Here is a 17,584-nt window from a genome sequence, read left to right as displayed (position 1 = left end):
CTATCCATTACTTATTTTAAAGCATAATACATTTATTACCCGAACAGACAATGGAAACAAACGTCGGTTCGGGTATTATTTTTTCTACCTCAGATTTAGAAGGTCGTTTAGTACAGGCATAAAAAAATCCGCTTATAAAAAGCGGACTCAAAAAAGATGTTTAGGATTAGCCTAAATAGGTTTTTAATATTTTACTGCGTGACGTATGTTTCAGTCTTCTGATGGCTTTCTCCTTAATCTGACGAACACGTTCGCGGGTAAGGTCAAAAGTTTCTCCAATTTCTTCGAGTGTCATCGGGTGCTGGTCTCCCAAACCGAAATACAGACGAACAACATCTGCTTCACGCGGAGTAAGCGTTTCCAAAGCACGTTCGATTTCCGTACGCAAAGACTCTAAAATCAGTTCTTTATCCGGGTTTGGAGATTCACCTGAACGCAATACATCGTACAGATTAGAATCTTCTCCTTCAACAAGCGGAGCATCCATAGATAAATGACGACCTGAGTTTTTCATAGACTCTTTTACATCATTCACCGTCATGTCTAATTCTTTTGCGATTTCTTCTGCAGAAGGCGGGCGTTCATTAGACTGTTCCAGCAACGCATACATTTTATTGATTTTGTTGATAGAACCGATTTTATTTAAAGGTAAACGTACAATACGCGATTGTTCTGCCAAAGCAGATAAAATAGACTGGCGAATCCACCATACCGCATACGAAATGAATTTAAAACCACGGGTTTCATCAAAACGCTGTGCCGCCTTAATCAATCCAAGATTTCCTTCGTTGATCAAATCGGGTAGGGTAAGACCTTGATTTTGATATTGTTTTGCTACAGATACCACAAAACGAAGATTCGCTTTGGTAAGTTTTTCTAACGCTCTCTGGTCTCCTGCCTTAATCCGCTGCGCTAATTCAACCTCTTCATCTGCCGTTATTAAGTCTACTTTACCAATCTCCTGTAAATATTTATCTAAAGACGCTGTCTCACGATTTGTTACCTGTTTGGTAATTTTAAGTTGTCTCATTCTCTATGATTATTTGCTGTTTACAGAGGCAAAAAAGATTGCACTCTATTACTTATACGTAAACGCGATACAAAAAGTTACAAATAAAAATAAAATATTTTCTTATCTGTTACTCACCGGGTAACATTAACCTAATAAAAATAGCTTATCCCAGCAGAAATTTCTTTGTTTAAAAGCTGTCTGTTAACGGATTGAACAGAGCAGAAAATGGGGCACCAACAGAAATAAAAAAAGAGGTTTCCTGTTTTTCCTGCAAATCAATAAAAAAGCATGGCTGTGTATGATCCGTTTGTAAAAAGTTTAGCGTTTTTATGTTTTTTTAAAAGTAATAAAAATAGTTGTCTGTCTTAAGAGCAATATCTTTATGTGTTCTGAGAGCCTATTAAAGTCGTAATATTTCCGTAAATTTGAAGGAATATTATGTAAACCATGAGCGATATAAAAATTACAATTATCGATAGAGAGGGTGTACGCCATGAAGTAGATGCTCCTACCGATATGAACATGAATATAATGGAACTGGTACGTGCATACGAACTGGCGCCTGAAGGAACAATAGGAATCTGCGGAGGAATGGCGATGTGTGCTTCGTGTCAATGTTATATACTTAATGAGGTACCCTTGCAGGAGAAAACCCCTGATGAAGAAGCCATGCTGTGGGAAGCATTTAATGTAAAAGACAACAGTCGTCTCGGATGTCAGATTGCCATAACACCTGAAATTGAAGGATTGGTTTTAGAATTGGCACCGGAATAAAAAATAAAATAGATTTATTGTAGATCTAATTGATATATTTATTATATTTATGAAAATATTTTAGTAGATTTTACTTCATAAAAGATATTTTAATTGGATTTATTTTATTTTAGTATTGAAGAACGAAGTGTATATAATGTACACTTCGTTTTTTTTTATGGAAAATCAATATGAATACCTCACAGTTAATACATAGCTGCTCTTTTTTAGGCTGTAAATACTTCGTTTATTTCTCAACACCATTCCGGATTAATCTTACAACGACAAAAAGAATACGATCTATAAGTCATTTTCTCAATACGCTTTCATCTCAGCGCTTAATCAGGGAATACTTTGTATGCGAAGCGGACAGAAGGGTTGGGAAGTAAAATAATAAATTCTCAGACAAACACATAAAAAAATAGCTTCCGTTTCCGAAAGCTATTGGTATGCTGTGTGTCATAATTATTTAAACGCAGGGAATCCTGTTACATCCATTCCTGTAATAAGTAAATGAATATCATGAGTACCTTCGTAAGTAACTACTGATTCTAAATTCATCATATGGCGCATGATAGAGTATTCACCGGTGATACCCATTCCGCCAAGCATTTGTCTTGCCTCTCTCGCAATGTCTAATGCCATAGCAACGTTATTGCGTTTTGCCATAGAAATCTGAGCGGTTGTCGCTTTTCCTTCATTGCGTAAAACGCCCAGACGCCAGGTAAGCAATTGTGCTTTTGTAATTTCAGTAATCATCTCTGCCAGTTTCTTTTGCTGTAACTGAGTTGCTCCGATAGGCTTGTCAAACTGAACGCGCTCTTTAGAATAACGCAAAGCAGTGTCATAACAATCCATTGCAGCTCCGATAGCACCCCATGCAATACCGTAACGTGCAGAATCAAGACATCCAAGCGGTGCTCCCAATCCTGATTTGTTTGGTAATAAATTCTCTTTCGGTACTTTGACATTGTCAAAGATCAATTCTCCGGTAGCAGAAGCGCGCAAAGACCATTTATTGTGGGTTTCCGGTGTAGTAAAACCTTCCATTCCTCTTTCTACAATAAGTCCGTGGATACGTCCTGATTCATCTTTTGCCCATACTACGGCAATATCTGCAAAAGGTGCGTTTGAAATCCACATCTTAGCCCCGTTCAATAGATAATGATCGCCTTTATCTTTAAAATTAGTCACCATTCCGCCCGGGTTAGAACCATAGTCCGGTTCTGTAAGACCAAAACAACCGATCATTTCTCCGGTAGCAAGTTTTGGTAAATATTTTTGGCGTTGTTCTTCGTTACCGTATTTCCAGATAGGATACATCACCAAAGAAGACTGTACAGAAGAAGTTGAGCGTACTCCTGAATCTCCTCTTTCAATTTCCTGCATAATCAGACCATAAGAAATCTGATCCAGTCCCGCACCTCCGTATTCCTCCGGAATATAAGGTCCGAAGCCACCGATTTCGCCTAATCCTTTTACCAACTGCTTTGGAAATTCAGCTCTTTGTGCATATTCTTCTATAATTGGGGAAACTTCTTTTTTTACCCAAGCTCTGGCAGCATCACGAACTAATTTATGTTCGTCTGATAATAAATCATCTAACAGATAATAATCAGGTGCCTGAAATAAGTCTGGTTTCATATATTCCTAATGTTTAGTTGTACGCAAAAATAATTAATATTCATGGATTTGCAATACTATTAACGAGGATTAAATTTTTTGAACGAAAATTAATGAATTCGGACAGATTGGGTAAAATGAATGAAAAAAAATAAAATATTTTTTTGCCTCTGTTTTCATTGTAAAAAAACAGTAAACCCCTTTACGGGAGTTGGATTTTTTAAAAAATAAGCTGTTACGAAATTGTAAAAAATAATAGGGTATTTTGTGTTTAAATCAATAAAATAATGAATATTATTTTTTTTAAATATAAAATAATTGCTTTCTTTACAAAAAATAAACATTCTTTAACTAAGGTTAATAAAGCAGCAAACCCATCAACAGATGATTTTACATATCCTGTAGCTGTGAGCCAAAAGGCTTCTTTCCTATCACAGAAAGAGCTGATGCAAATTTTTACAAAAACCTTAAAAGAAGCGTAATCATTACGCATCGTCACACCTCAATGCAGGAGGCAATAATTTCGAAAGTGGTAAGACGAACCGATAAGTGATTGAAAGAGGAGACAGGTTCTGTTGACAGAAACCCGGTCAACAAAAAAACAACCGGAGTAACCGGTAATATTCACTAATTATGATAAACCATGAGTAAAAAAACTACGTATTATTTCTTTGTCAAAGGGTTACTTACCCTCTTTTGGCTGATCGCTTTTCAGCTGACCGCCATGGCACAAAATCCTGTAAAACTTCACTGGAATGGTGAAGTAGGGTGTCGCACCTATAAGGCTGATCCTAAAAAAGGTCTGGCTGAAGGTGTTGATGAAAACGAATGTCTGCGCGTATGCGGCGGCAGCGAAACGGTTTACACCCTCAGTGGAGATAATATAGCAACAGTAACCTGGGCCATAGGCGGCGGTACTTATATATTGTCTGATAACGATCTGGTGGCAACGGTAAACTGGGGATCTCAGCAGTCGGGCAACATAAGCCTTACCGTTGTGCTTCAGGACGGCAGTGTTCAGCAGCGCAACTACTGTGTTGAAATTTTAAAATCACCTACCGCTAATTTCTCTGTGGGTAATGCAGAACAACAGATTAGAGCCTGTTTAAATACAGAATTATACTTTCAGGACCTCTCTGTGAGAAACCAAGGAACAGATATTGTTGCGTATCAATGGGATTTCGGAGATGGAAACACTTCCAATGCTGCTTCTCCGACTCATACCTATACAAGCCCGGGGAACTATGAGGTAGAGTTGCGGGTGTGGAACGAGTGCAACTGTTCGTCTGTCATTCGTAAAACCATTCAGGTGCTGAATCGCCCTAATATAGAAATATCATGTCCTACCGTTGTTTGTTATAACAGTCTGGCAACCTATACCGTCAATGATAAAAATTGTTCCGGTGAATGGAAAGTAGACGGTGGTACCATCATAAACAATGGCGGCAATTACATTACCGTGATATGGGATAATATGGATAGTATGGATTATTGGAACGGAGTAGGGTATGTGAGTTACCGCTCAAACTGTACTTGTCCGGTCTGGACCACCGTAAAAGTCCCGGTCGTTGGAAGTGGTATTTTTAATGGTGATATAATGATCTGCGGAGTTGGCAATCAAAGCCGTATTTCACTGCCAGAATGGCCTTCTACCGATTACCAATGGCAAATTTTGTATGAGGGCAATCCGACAACCGGAGTTGAAATCGTAGAAACAGATCAGCGCAACGAAATTATTGTTAAAGGGTTGGAGGTAGGAACCTACTATATGCAATACACTGCCACAAATTCGCTGTTGGGATGTAGCGCATCCGGAGGAACCTTCATTTATGTTAATGAAAAATTTGATATTGGCGGTCCCGAACTTGTCTGTATGGGAGAAACCCACCAGTTTTCAGCGTCCAATAAAGGAGGTCCGCACAACTGGATTCTGACCTTAGACGGACAATCTCTGTGGCCTCCGGTGAACAACTGGCTGGGCAACGGAGGGCAGACCATTTCGGTAACGTTTGATCAACCCGGTGTATATCAGTTAGAATACAGACCGTTAGGAGGGTGTACGGTTCCTAAAACGATTGTAGTATATCCAAGACCTGCTGCCCCTTCGGGCAAAATCAAAGGTCCCGGAGAAATATGTGTGGGCGTACCCTATACCTACAGCTATGAAAATGAAGATCCTGAAACCGATTTAATCTGGGAAGTAAGCCCGGCTGCTACTATTCAGGGTAGTAAAATGGGCAGTGAAATCACCGTTATTTTTAACAACACAGCAAGTCATTATGTGCGCCTTAAAAAACGCCTTAAAACCAGTCCGTATTGCGAGTCAGATCCTATAATCCTACCGGTAAAAAGAGCCAATGTATCGGCAGTGATTACCAATGATGACGGATTGACAAGCTTCTGTTCATCTTCAAAAACCTCGTTTACGGCAACCTTGACCACATCGGGTGTAGACCATCTCGAATGGAGTTTTGAAGAAGAAGGAGCAGGCAATATTCTAAGTGGTAAATACACGCTCAACCCAACGGTGAGTTTTAATGAATCATCGGGTAATGCGCCTGTATATCTGGTATTGAGTCTTAAAAAATGCGGCACAACCACCAAGGTAAAATACCTCATCAACATACAGCCGACTCCGGTATTATTACCGTTAAACATGCCAGCGGAAATCTGTGCTCAGAACCCGATCGGACTGAGTTTTCAGTCATCGGTATATTTAAACAACGGTACCCTGAAATGGATACTGAGCGACGGAGGTACGCTGACACAGACCGGAGTAAGCGGAAATACCTTTACCATACCCGATGAATTGATGTTTGCTAATGTAAGTGATAATATCGGCGGTACGGTTCAGGTGATACTGACCCAGCCAAACGGATGTAATACAACGGCCATGCTGTTGCACGATATACTGATCAAACCATCGCCGGTAGTACATATTACTTCACAGAAAAGCTTTGCGTTTTGCGATGCGGTGTTTAGTGAAACACTCACAGCCAATCTGCAAAGCGACCTTAGCAATACAACCTTGCAGTGGTATAAAGAAATACCCGGAGGTAACGATCAGCTGCTTACAGCCAATGCAGGAACCGACAACCAGCAGATCACCATCACACAGGCCCATGGATTCGGAACCTATTATGTGTTGGCAACAGCTGCTAACGGTTGTACCAACAGAGATGATGCCGAATTTTTGCAGGCAGATTGTGGTAATGGAGGCACCAATTGCGGAGACTATAGTGAAGAAGTGACCATCACTCAGACAACCCTGACCAGCTGTAATACGATTGAAGTACAGGCGGTTTTTACAGGAAATCCGTTGTCGGGCAGCTGGCTGTTCAATAACAAACATCTGGTGCTGAATAGCTCCGTTGTCAATGGCAATACGGTAACAGCAACGTTTACGGCAAAAATTGCAGGAAAGCTGCAGATAGCCTATACCGCTAAATACGGAAACGCAGGCAACATTTGTGCCGCTTCGGGAGCAGCGTTGATAGAAGTTCCTTATCTGCCGGATCTGCGGTACAAAGTCATCTGTAATGCCAATAACAATACCTACACCGTTACGGTATGGAACAATTCTACGTATATCGGTGCCGAGCCTGACAGACAGCTATCGGTTGGCGGAAATACAGCCCCTCTGAATCAGTCGCCGTACACTCTGGAGCTGCAGCCGGGTACTTATGACCTGTCAGTAGTGTTGTCGAGGGCTGATTATCCGGGGATGGCGTGTGTCAAAACCATTCCACTGGTATTGGAAAATTTTCCTATGGGCAATATAGAGGTTGTGCCTGTTGAGGTATGTGCCGAAAATACGGTAAAACTCATACCGCCGGTCAACAACCCGGAGTATCAGTACCGATGGAGTTTTGGAAATACAGCGAATACGATGATAAGCCCCGAGGTTAATTTACCTGTAAACACTAATGAAGTATCGTTAACGATTACCACACCAACGGGTTGTGTATTTAGCTATTCTCAGGAAGATATCCGTGTAAATAAAGCATTGTATTCGGGTACTGTTTTTGGTGCGCGTACCGCATGTGAAGGAACGACAGTAAGTTTATCGTATCAACCGAATGTTGGTGGGTTGCCCTCTGGTTATCAGTGGATGCGGGAAAATGAAGTGATTCCGGGGGCTACGGCTCAGAATTTTCAGCCGGTTATTTCGGGCAGTTACTGGGTAGTGCTCTATGATGCAAACGGCTGTGCCAATTATGAAACACCTGCGGTCAGTATGGTGTTTACCAAACCGCCGTATGCAAGGATTGACGGCCTCCAGCGCGAATGCATCTATACACCGTTTGTGTTAAAAGCTACGATTGAAAACACCCAGTACCAGCGCCGCTGGCTGCGCAACGGAACCGCATTAAATGCATGGAATACCACAGCTGCTCTGGAACGCACGTTTACAGAAAACACCCCGGGTACCTATGTCTATACACTTGAAGTACGCAATCCGGCAGATCCAAACTGTATTTCCATAGCAACCCATACCGTGACGGTGGTGAATCCGCCGGCAACACCGACGCTGAGCTATACCATTCTGAGCTGTCATCCGTACCGCGTGGAGCTTGTGGCAAACGGTCCGTCTGCAGGCGTTTATAACTGGAGTAATGGAGAACAGGGACAAAGCATAGTAGTAAGCGAAGGCGGTCCGTATAAGGTAATGTATAGCGAGGGAGCTACGTGTTTTTCGTATCAGGAGATCGCAGTGCCTAAAAATCCGGAAGGCTTTTTATGGATTTTTCCGTCGGGCTGTATGTCGTTTTGTGTACGCGAAGACAATACCATTTTAGGGCCGTCTCCCAATGCATGGTTTGGCAATTATGCGTGGGTGCGCAATGGAGCTCCGGTAGCAACGGGCAATAACAGTTTTGTACCGGATTATACAGCGGTATTATCAGGCGATTATAAACTTCAGTTGAGCAACGGGCCGTGTGAAGCGGTAAGCAAACCGCTGAATGTAAGTACGTATGAATGCAAAGGCTGTGAAGTGATCTGGAAATACGAAATCATCAAACGCATCACAGAACCGTATGTTTCCTATGATATTTATATGGAAATGACCAATCCATATCCGTTTGAGGTATCGGTAACCTTAAGCAGTTTACAGCATCAGGGTGTTTTTCAGTCGAGTTCGTTTGTAATATCACCGGGCACCAGCAAAATACTGAATCCGCTGAAGTTTATTCCAAATGCACAGTTTGCACCGGGTGACCTGCAGGTGGGGATTGCCATGAGCAATCCGATGCGCCGATTTATGTGCAAATCAGAAAAAGCCATGCGTTTTCCGAATATGGAACCTGCTAAAGAATCAGGAACAGCCAAGCTGGCGCTGATACCAAATCCTGCTTCAGAAACCACATTGATACAGTATGAGGTAAATGGTTATGATACCAAAGAAGCAGTGGCAATTTTTGTATATGATATAAAAGGCATTATGAGATGGACCACAAAAAGAGCCCCGCTCAAAGGAGACTTTTTACTCGATGTATCGGGATGGGTACCGGGTAATTATATTGTTGTGATTGCGGTAAACGGACAAACCGTAACCCAGCAGATTTTAGTAAAAAAATAAATACCTGATGATAATCACCTGCTAAAGCCATGGCTTTAGCAGGTTTTTTTCTTATTTTTATAAAAAACCAAAAAAATGAAAACAACTATACCTCAATTCCACTGGACGGTGATGGCTTTATTGCTGACCGGCTTTTTATGGGCACAGCCGTATGACTGGCAATGGGCAAAAGCAGGCGGAGGAGACAATAGGCTTGTAGGGGAAGTCAGTTATTATGATGATTATAACTATTGCGAAGAAATCGTAGGTTTAAAAACGGACACTGAAAACAATACGTTTTTTTTAACGCATATTGCCTATGGCAACACGGCTTTTGACGGAACAGAGATCACAACCTTTAACAGCAATAATTTTGGCAACAGCAACCGCCAAAACATCCTGATTGGCAAAATGGATTGTCAGGGCAGTCTGTTATGGCACAAAGTTTTTGGCGGTGGTGGCAGTATAGGAGATATTTCGCGCTCTATCGGTATTGATGCGGAAAACAATGTGTATGCAGGGATGACCGTATGGAATGATGGCAGTCAGCCGGGTACTCCGGAATATGCCTGGGTAGAACCTCCGCATTTTAGTGATGATTATGTGATGGGAACCCCTACAGAAGACGATTCCAATGATACCTCTGCAGACAATAAAACCCTGGCATTGATCAAATACAACAGTGAGGGTGTATTTCAGTGGCTGCGTATGCCACAGCAAGATCCGCGAAGATTGAATGATAGCAGAAGTTCTATCGATTTAGGTATTTATGTAGAATCAGACGGTACCATTCATTGGATGGTAGGGCTTTTATCGGGAAGTCATTTTGATGGTGATATCGTTGTTTCCAGTGAAGAGTTGGTATATCAGTATTATGTGGTAAAGTATGACGCAGAAGGCAATTATCTGGGCTCTATAGTGGCTCCTTTTGAAGTTCCGTATGTCAGAAACAAAATGGTCTGTTTTACCTATGATCCTCAAACCGATCACTACTATTTTTCCAATTGGCGAATGCAGCAGAGTGAGCCTTCTACTACTATCAATGGAATCGAACGGCCTAATGGTTTTGTAATGTGTTTTAATACACAAGGCGAAATACAATGGATCAAAGAAGGTAATAAATTTGGAATAGTTTCTATCGGAGCTATTAAAACAGATGAAAATTCCAATGTGTATATATCCGGGCAAGGTCAGAGTACTTTAAATATGCCTTATGGTAAATTCGGAGACTATGAATTTACCCATGCAATGGGAATAGGTACTACCAGAGGAGCTTTTTTAATAAAGCTGGACAGTGAGGGAACTCTTTTATGGGGAACCAATCCTACCTTAGGTGGTGATGAAAGTGCTTTGGACATAGCCTTAAACGGAAATGAGGTTGCCATTGCTACGGGTATGGTCAACAATACCTGGGGAAATTATGAGATTACGGATCATCCTGCAAACTATCATACAGATCCGGTTGTAGCTCGTTTTGATGCCGAAACGGGTACCTGTTTGGGATTGCATCTTATTTTGGGTCCTGCGGGCTATCGGGAAGGTTTAACGGCAATTACTACGGATAACAACGGTAACTATGTAGTGGGCGGTTATATGCGGGCGTATTTGTTTGCCAATGGTCCCAATGCCCATCCGGTGGTAGGGTTGTTGAGCAAACCCAACCTGTCTATCGGTACGGACTTTTTTATCGCCCGTTTGGCAAAAAGTGCCTGTGAGACAGTATCGGTAGAGGAGTTTGATACAGCAAATACGGTGGTGTATCCGAATCCGACTACAGGCATAGTATCGTTTCAAACAGATAAAATGCTGACGGCTTATGAGATTTACGGATTGTGGGGGCAACTTGTGCAAAAGGGCAGGCTATGGGGCAGTGACCCATCGCTTTCTATGGAAAACCTGAGTGCAGGAACGTATTTTATTAAACTGCATACCGATCAGGGAACGGTAATCACTCGGCAGGTCATAAAAAGATAAAATGAAAATAACAATACCTCAATTCCGCTGGACGGTGATGGCTTTACTGCTGAGTGGCTTTTTATGGGCACAGCCGTATGACTGGCAATGGGCAAAAGCAGGCGGCGGAGACAACCGGCTTGTAGGAGAAGGCAGTTATTATGATGATTATAACTATTGCGAAGAAATCGTAGGTTTAAAAACGGACACTGAAAACAATACGTTTTTTTTAACGCATATTGCCTTTGGCAACACGGCTTTTGACGGAACAGAGATCACAACGTTTAACAGTAATAATTTTGGTAACAGCAACCGTCAAAACATTCTGATTGGCAAAATGGATTGTCAGGGCAGTCTGTTATGGCACAAAGTTTTTGGCGGTGGTGGCAGTGTTGGAGATATTTCGCGCTCTATTGGTATTGATGCGGAAAACAATGTGTATGCAGGGATGACCGTGTGGAATAACGGCAGTCAGCCGGGTACTCCTGAATATGCCTGGGTAGAACCTCCGCATTTTAGCGATGATTATGTGATGGGAACCCCTACAGAAGACGATTCCAATGATACCTCTGCAGAAAATAAAACCCTGGCATTGATCAAATACAACAGCAACGGTGTCTTTCAGTGGCTGCGCATGCCACAGCAAAATCCGCAAAAGCTTAATCAATATCGGGGTTCCATGGATTTAGGCATCTATGTAGAAGCAGATGGTACCATCCACTGGATGGTAGGGCTTCTGGCGGGAAGTCATTTTGATGGTCAACTTATGGTTCCGGAAGGAGCCCCGGCTTATCGCTATTATGTGGTAAAATATGATACAGAAGGCAACTATCTGGGCTCTGTACCAGCTCCTTTTGAAGTACAATATATCAGTAATAAAAAGACCTGTTTTACATACGATCCTAACAATAATCGCTATTACTTTGCTAATTGGAGATTACAACAGAGCGATTCAGCAAGTATAATAGACGGAATCGAACGCTCAAACGGATATGTTCTATGTTTTAATACAGAGGGAGAAGTACAATGGATCAAAGAAGGGAATTATATATGGTCAGTTCGAATTGGAGCTATAAAGACAGATGGAAATTCCAATCTTTATATAACGGGTCTTGGTCAAGCTTCGCTTGCTCCATCTGATCCTCTTCTGCTAAGCAAATTCGGTGACTATGTATTTACTCAACAAATGGGGATAGGAAATATGAGTGCTGCCTTTTTAATGAAACTGGACAGTGAGGGTACTCTTTTATGGGGAACCAATCCTACCTTAGGTGGTGATGAAAGTGCTTTGGACATAGCCTTAAACGGAAATGAGGTTGCCATTGCTACGGGTATGGTCAACAATACCTGGGGAAATTATGAGATTACGGATCATCCCGCAAACTATCATACAGATCCGGTAGTGGCTCGTTTTGATGCCGAAACAGGTACTTGTCTGGGATTACATCTTATTTTGGGTCCTGCGGGCTATCGGGAAGGTTTAACGGCGATTACCACCGATAACAACGGTAACTATGTGGTGGGCGGTTATATGCGGGCGTATTTGTTTGCCAATGGTCCCAATGCCCATCCGGTGGTAGGGTTGTTGAGCAAACCCAACCTGTCTATCGGTACGGACTTTTTTATCGCCCGTTTGGCAAAAAGTGTCTGTGAGACAGTATCGGTAGAGGAGTTTGATACAGCAGATATGGTAGTGTATCCGAATCCGACTACAGGTATAGTATCGTTTCAGACGGATAAAATACTGACGGCTTATGAGATTTACGGACTATGGGGACAGCTTGTGCAAAAGGGCAGGCTATGGGGCAGTGATCCGTCGCTTTCTATGGAAAACCTGAGTGCAGGAACGTATATTATCAAACTGCATACCGATCAGGGAACGGTAATCACTCGGCAGGTGATAAAAAGATAAAAAAAGGAAACGCTTTATGCGTTTCCTTTAAAACACCTCTTTGGCAATTTGTACAATATTATCTGATTTTCCCATAGAATAGTAATGCACAATGGGAAATCCTTTTTGGAGGAGTTCTTTGCTTTGGGCGATACACCACTCTGTACCGATTGCTTTTACGGCATCTGCATTGGATGCTTTTAATGTTTCTATCACAAGGGCATCCGGAAGATCTACTTTAAACCGGTGCGGAATCATATTGAGCTGGCTTTTAGCCGTCAGAGGTTTTAATCCGGGGATAATAGGAACGGTAATACCTTCATTACGGCATTTTCTGACAAACTCAAAGAATTTTTCATTATCAAAAAACATCTGTGTAATTATATAGTCGGCACCCTGAGCGATCTTTTGCTTTAGAAACTGAATATCAGAATCAAAATTAGGTGCCTCTATGTGTTTTTCAGGATAACCGGCAACACCGATGCAAAAATCGGTCTGCGTAGAATTTTGCAGATCTTCATCCAGATAAATCCCCCTATTAAGCTGCTGTATCTGGGTTACAAGCTCCGAAGCATATTTATGGCCATTTTTTTCGGGTTTAAAATAGATTTCATTTTTTACGGCATCTCCTCTAAGAGCTACGACATTTTCAATCCCCAGAAAATCCAGGTCGATAAGAAAATTCTCGGTATCTTCTTTTGTAAAGCCTCCGCACAGAATATGGGGCACGGCATCTATTTTAAACTTATTCTGTATGGCAGAACAAATGCCTACGGTACCCGGACGTTTTTTTACAATTTTTTTTTCGAGCAAGCCGTTTCCGGCATCCTTATATTCATATTCCTCCCGGTGATACGTGACATCAATAAACGGAGGCTTAAAGTCAGCTAAAGGTGCTATGGCATCAAAAATACTCTGAATATTCTGTCCCTTGAGCGGAGGTAATATCTCAAAAGAAAAAAGCGCTTTTCCATCGGCTTTTTTAATATGTTCGGTTACTTTCATTGTGTGTTATTTTAAATCCATTTGCAACCGGTCTGTTCCAAATGGAATGAATTTTATTATTGTCTATGATTTTACTCACTGATATTGGGACTAAGCCAGCGTGTGGCTTCTTCAATCGAAATATCTCTTCGGAGGGCGTAGTCGGCTACCTGATCTTCTTTGATGCGCCCCAATCCGAAATACCGGCTTTCGGGATGGGCAAAATAGTAACCGGATACGGAAGAGGCAGGCCACATCGCAAGGCTTTCTGTCAATGTTACCCCAATGCGTTCTTCTACCTGCAATATTTTCCAGATTGTATTTTTTTCAAGATGATCGGGACACGCAGGATAGCCCGGAGCCGGGCGGATGCCTTTATAGGTTTCCCGGATCAATTCCTCTTTGCTGAGTATCTCATCAGAAGCATACCCCCAGATTTCTCTGCGTACTTTTTCATGCAGGTATTCTGCAAAAGCCTCAGCAAGACGATCTCCGAGTGATTTGACCAGAATAGCATTATAATCATCCTGAGCTTCTTCATACGCTTTGGCTTTTTCTTCCACACCAAAGCCGGTGCTGACACAGAACAAACCAATATAATCCTGAATGCCGGAAGATTTCGGAGCAATAAAATCGGCAAGGGCAAGGTTAGGAGCAGCAGCGGTTTTCTGAGACTGTTGGCGTAGCGTAAGCAAACGATGTAGCGGTTTTAAAGAGGCATCACAAACCTCAATATCATCATCTCCGATCTGAGAAGCAGGAAAAATACCCAGTACACCTTTTGCGGTAAACCACTTTTCTTGTACAATCTGTTGCAGCATAATTTGCGCTTCCTCAAATAAAATGGAAGCTTGTTCTCCCACTACCTCATCCGATAAAATAGCCGGATATTTGCCAAATAATTGCCACGAACGGAAAAAAGGAGTCCAGTCAATATAAGGTACCAATTCCTCCAAGGGAACTTCCATGGTTCGGATTCCGATGAAATTCGGTTTTCGTATCGTTTCCTTTTTCCAGTCGATCAGCAGCTTGTTTTTTCGGGCTGCTTCCAGAGTCAGAAAGTTTTTATCCCGGGCTCTCGTTAAAAAATCATAACGCAGCTTATCGTATTCAGCCCGAAGCGTTTTTTTATAATCCTGCTTTTTATCGGGTTGTAAGAGGTTATTGATAACCGTTACGGCTCTTGAGGCATCGTTTACATGAACAACAGTTTCGGTATATTCCGGTGCGATTTTTACAGCAGTATGGGCTCTTGAAGTAGTGGCACCTCCTATCATAACCGGAATTTTACTTCCGGTTTTTTCAAGCTCTTTCGCCAGATAAACCATTTCATCCAGAGAAGGAGTAATGAGCCCGCTAAGCCCGATAACATCTACATGCTCCCGAATGGCGGTTTCAATGATTTTTTCCGGAGCTACCATCACACCCAGATCAATAATTTCAAAATTATTACAGGCGAGCACAACGGCGACAATGTTTTTTCCGATGTCATGTACATCACCGCGAACGGTTGCCATAAGAACTTTTCCTGCTGTGCTGGATTGGGTAATACCGCTTCTTACTTTTTCTTCTTCAATAAAAGGAAGCAGGTAGGCAACTGCTTTTTTCATCACCCGTGCCGATTTTACAACTTGTGGTAAAAACATTTTTCCGGAACCAAATAAATCTCCTACGATATTCATGCCGTTCATCAGATGGTTTTCGATTACTTCGATAGGGCGTTTTACAGAATTTCGGGCTTCTTCAACATCTTCATGTACAAAGGTTTCTATGCCTTTGACAAGAGCGTGCGTAAGGCGTTCCTGTAAAGGCAGGCTGCGCCATTCGAGTACCTTTGTCTCGGTATTCTTCGTACTGCCTTTGAGATGCTCTGCAAAATCCAGCAGGCGTTCTGTAGCATCTTCACGACGGTTGAGCAGTACATCTTCTACATATTGCAGCAGTTCTTTGTCTATGGTATCATATACTTCAATCATTTCAGGGTTTACAATGCCCATGTTCATTCCGTGCTGTATGGCATGGTACAAAAAAGCAGCATGCATGGCTTCACGTACTTTGTCATTACCTCTGAAAGAAAAAGAAACATTACTTACGCCTCCGGAAACATTAGCATACGGAAGGTTTTTACGAATCCAACGTGTAGCACGGAAAAAATCTACGGCATTATTGTTATGCTCATCCATACCTGTGGCTACCGGAAAAATATTCGGATCGAAAATAATATCCTGAGGAGGAAAGGAAACCTCATCTACCAGAATAGCATAGGAACGCTGGCAGATATCGATTCTGCGTTCAAAGGTATCGGCTTGTCCCTCTTCGTCAAAAGCCATTACCACTACTGCAGCACCATAGCGTTTGATGCATTTTGCATGGGCAATAAAAACATCTTTGCCTTCTTTGAGACTGATGGAGTTGACAATGCTTTTTCCCTGAGTAACTTTGAGACCGGCTTCAATAATTTCCCATTTAGAGCTGTCAATCATAACCGGAACACGGGCAATATCGGGTTCAGATGCGATGAGGTTCAGAAAATGGGTCATTGCCTGTACGCCGTCCAGCATGCCTTCATCCATATTGACATCGATGATCAAAGCACCTCCTTCTACCTGTGCGCGGGCAATGCTTAGGGCTTCTTCGAATTGTTCGTTTTTAATCAGCCTTAGAAATTTCCGGGAACCTGTTACATTGGTACGTTCTCCGATATTAATAAAATTAGATTCGAGCGTTACAAATAAAGGTTCTAATCCCGATAACACCAGAAAAGGAGGTGTTGGTTGTACTGCTTTTTTCTTTCGGAAAGCGGCGTTTTTTTCAACGGCATCAGCGATCAGGCGAATGTGATCAGGGGTGGTTCCACAGCATCCGCCAATGATTTGTACCAGATCTTCTCTGAGGTATTCTGCAATGAGTTGCTGCATCTCTTCCGGAGTCTGGTCGTATTCTCCAAATGCATTGGGAAGACCTGCATTTGGGTGTGCAGATATACTCACGGATGTATGCTGGGCAAGCTGCCTGATATAAGGTTTCAACTGATCGGCACCCAGAGCACAGTTAAATCCGATACTCAACAGCGGAATATGTGAAATGGAGATCAGGAAAGCATCGACCGTCTGTCCGGACAGTGTTCTGCCGGAAGCATCGGTAATGGTGCCTGAAATCATAATAGGAATATCAATGTTTCTGGCTTCTCGTACTTCATCAATAGCAAACAGCGCGGCTTTTGCATTCAGCGTGTCAAATATCGTCTCTACAAGCAGCAGGTCACAGCCTCCGTCAATGAGTGCTTCTGTTTGCTGTTTATAGGCCGTTTTTAATGCGTCAAATGTTATCGAGCGAAATCCCGGATTATTGACATCGGGTGACATAGAGGCTGTTCTGTTGGTCGGACCTATAGATCCGGCTACAAATCTTGGTTTATCAGGAGTCAGTACTAAAAATTCATCCGCTGTTTCACGCGCAATTTTAGCCGACTCATAGTTGAGTTGATAAACATAATCTTCCAGATGATAATCGGCCATACCAATTGTGGTGCCTGAAAACGTATTGGTTTCAATGATATCAGCTCCGGCTTCAAGGTATTTTCGGTGTACTTCTTTTACTGCTTCAGGTTGAGTGATTGATAATACATCATTGTTTCCTTTAAGCGGGTAAGGAAAGTCTTTAAATAAGCTGCCTCTGAAATCTTCTTCTGTAAACTGATACGCCTGAAGCATAGTACCCATGGCACCGTCCAGTACCAGAGTCCGGTGTTGTATCAGGTCCGTTATTTTTTGAGATAGGGGGAGAATGTCTGTTTCCATACTGATGA

13 protein-coding genes are annotated in these 17,584 nt (G+C 42.2%); 7 read left to right on the top strand and 6 right to left on the bottom strand.

Annotated elements, in window-relative coordinates; translation table 11 throughout:
* Positions 1–16: 16 nt before the first annotated feature.
* Together QW060_RS14825 and QW060_RS14820 are read right to left on the bottom strand one after the other, a co-directional pair.
* Entirely contained in the window at positions 17–151 is a 135-nt protein-coding gene (locus tag QW060_RS14825; protein WP_290364241.1) for a hypothetical protein, read from the bottom strand.
* A 15-nt stretch (positions 152–166) separates the two neighbouring features.
* Positions 167–1,030 carry a sigma-70 family RNA polymerase sigma factor gene (locus QW060_RS14820; protein ID WP_290364240.1) on the bottom strand — a complete coding sequence of 288 codons (864 nt, stop codon included), beginning with the start codon at positions 1,028–1,030 and terminating at the stop codon, positions 167–169.
* A 429-nt stretch (positions 1,031–1,459) separates the two neighbouring features.
* Between QW060_RS14820 and QW060_RS14815 the strand changes: the two genes are divergently transcribed.
* On the top strand, positions 1,460–1,786 hold the full coding sequence (locus QW060_RS14815) for a 2Fe-2S iron-sulfur cluster-binding family protein (protein ID WP_290364239.1): 327 nt from the start codon (positions 1,460–1,462) through the stop codon (positions 1,784–1,786).
* Positions 1,787–1,956: 170 nt separating this feature from the next.
* Positions 1,957–2,154: a hypothetical protein gene (locus QW060_RS14810; protein WP_290364238.1), complete on the top strand. Its 198-nt coding sequence runs from the start codon at positions 1,957–1,959 to the stop codon at positions 2,152–2,154.
* Positions 2,155–2,230: 76 nt separating this feature from the next.
* Here QW060_RS14810 and QW060_RS14805 read toward each other — a convergent pair whose 3' ends face one another.
* Positions 2,231–3,409 (bottom strand): acyl-CoA dehydrogenase family protein, encoded by a 1,179-nt coding sequence (locus QW060_RS14805; protein WP_290364237.1) that lies wholly within the window; start codon positions 3,407–3,409, stop codon positions 2,231–2,233.
* Positions 3,410–3,675: 266 nt separating this feature from the next.
* Here QW060_RS14805 and QW060_RS14800 point away from each other — a divergent pair, with 266 nt between their 5' ends.
* On the top strand, positions 3,676–3,870 hold the full coding sequence (locus QW060_RS14800; RefSeq protein WP_290364236.1) for a hypothetical protein: 195 nt from the start codon (positions 3,676–3,678) through the stop codon (positions 3,868–3,870).
* Between the two features lie 20 nt (positions 3,871–3,890).
* Here the strand turns inward: QW060_RS14800 and QW060_RS14795 are convergent, their stop codons facing one another.
* Positions 3,891–4,016 (bottom strand): hypothetical protein, encoded by a 126-nt coding sequence (locus QW060_RS14795; protein WP_290364235.1) that lies wholly within the window; start codon positions 4,014–4,016, stop codon positions 3,891–3,893.
* 15 nt (positions 4,017–4,031) lie between these two features.
* On the opposite strand from QW060_RS14795, the gene QW060_RS14790 reads away from it, so the two are divergent.
* Genes QW060_RS14790 through QW060_RS14775 form a run of 4 tightly spaced genes read left to right on the top strand, consistent with a single transcriptional unit; the run spans position 4,032 to position 12,813 of the window.
* Positions 4,032–8,969 (top strand): PKD domain-containing protein, encoded by a 4,938-nt coding sequence (locus QW060_RS14790; RefSeq protein WP_290364234.1) that lies wholly within the window; start codon positions 4,032–4,034, stop codon positions 8,967–8,969.
* Positions 8,970–8,998: 29 nt separating this feature from the next.
* On the top strand, positions 8,999–9,124 hold the full coding sequence (locus QW060_RS14785) for a hypothetical protein (protein ID WP_290364233.1): 126 nt from the start codon (positions 8,999–9,001) through the stop codon (positions 9,122–9,124).
* Positions 9,081–10,922 carry a T9SS type A sorting domain-containing protein gene (locus QW060_RS28050; RefSeq protein WP_317623188.1) on the top strand — a complete coding sequence of 614 codons (1,842 nt, stop codon included), beginning with the start codon at positions 9,081–9,083 and terminating at the stop codon, positions 10,920–10,922. Before QW060_RS14785 ends, QW060_RS28050 begins: the two co-directional genes overlap by 44 nt.
* 1 nt (position 10,923) lies before the next feature.
* Positions 10,924–12,813 carry a T9SS type A sorting domain-containing protein gene (locus tag QW060_RS14775; protein WP_290364232.1) on the top strand — a complete coding sequence of 630 codons (1,890 nt, stop codon included), beginning with the start codon at positions 10,924–10,926 and terminating at the stop codon, positions 12,811–12,813.
* Between the two features lie 27 nt (positions 12,814–12,840).
* Here the strand turns inward: QW060_RS14775 and metF are convergent, their stop codons facing one another.
* Together metF and metH are read right to left on the bottom strand one after the other, a co-directional pair.
* Complete coding sequence (metF, locus tag QW060_RS14770; protein ID WP_290364231.1) at positions 12,841–13,797, bottom strand: methylenetetrahydrofolate reductase [NAD(P)H]; 957 nt, start codon at positions 13,795–13,797, stop codon at positions 12,841–12,843.
* Between the two features lie 71 nt (positions 13,798–13,868).
* The gene (gene metH / locus QW060_RS14765) at positions 13,869–17,576 is read right to left on the bottom strand and encodes a methionine synthase (RefSeq protein WP_290364230.1); all 3,708 of its coding nucleotides are present in this window, start codon (positions 17,574–17,576) and stop codon (positions 13,869–13,871) included.
* Between the last annotated feature and the right edge of the window lie 8 nt (positions 17,577–17,584).

The sequence above is a fragment of the Paenimyroides ceti genome (assembly GCF_030409925.1).
The sequence above is the reverse complement of the archived record's forward strand: the minus strand, read 5'-3'. Positions and strand labels throughout refer to the sequence as shown.

Bases quoted from the DNA above. Each gene is read 5' to 3' on its own strand.
- QW060_RS14810 (WP_290364238.1), top strand. From the start codon at position 1,957: ATGAATACCTCACAGTTAATACATAGCTGCTCTTTTTTAGGCTGTAAA.
- QW060_RS14775 (WP_290364232.1), top strand. From the start codon at position 10,924: ATGAAAATAACAATACCTCAATTCCGCTGGACGGTGATGGCTTTACTG.
- QW060_RS14800 (WP_290364236.1), top strand. From the start codon at position 3,676: ATGAATATTATTTTTTTTAAATATAAAATAATTGCTTTCTTTACAAAA.
- QW060_RS14785 (WP_290364233.1), top strand. From the start codon at position 8,999: ATGGCTTTAGCAGGTTTTTTTCTTATTTTTATAAAAAACCAAAAAAAT.
- metH (WP_290364230.1), bottom strand. From the start codon at position 17,576: ATGGAAACAGACATTCTCCCCCTATCTCAAAAAATAACGGACCTGATA.
- metF (WP_290364231.1), bottom strand. From the start codon at position 13,797: ATGAAAGTAACCGAACATATTAAAAAAGCCGATGGAAAAGCGCTTTTT.
- QW060_RS14805 (WP_290364237.1), bottom strand. From the start codon at position 3,409: ATGAAACCAGACTTATTTCAGGCACCTGATTATTATCTGTTAGATGAT.
- QW060_RS14790 (WP_290364234.1), top strand. From the start codon at position 4,032: ATGAGTAAAAAAACTACGTATTATTTCTTTGTCAAAGGGTTACTTACC.
- QW060_RS14815 (WP_290364239.1), top strand. From the start codon at position 1,460: ATGAGCGATATAAAAATTACAATTATCGATAGAGAGGGTGTACGCCAT.
- QW060_RS14820 (WP_290364240.1), bottom strand. From the start codon at position 1,030: ATGAGACAACTTAAAATTACCAAACAGGTAACAAATCGTGAGACAGCG.
- QW060_RS28050 (WP_317623188.1), top strand. From the start codon at position 9,081: ATGGCTTTATTGCTGACCGGCTTTTTATGGGCACAGCCGTATGACTGG.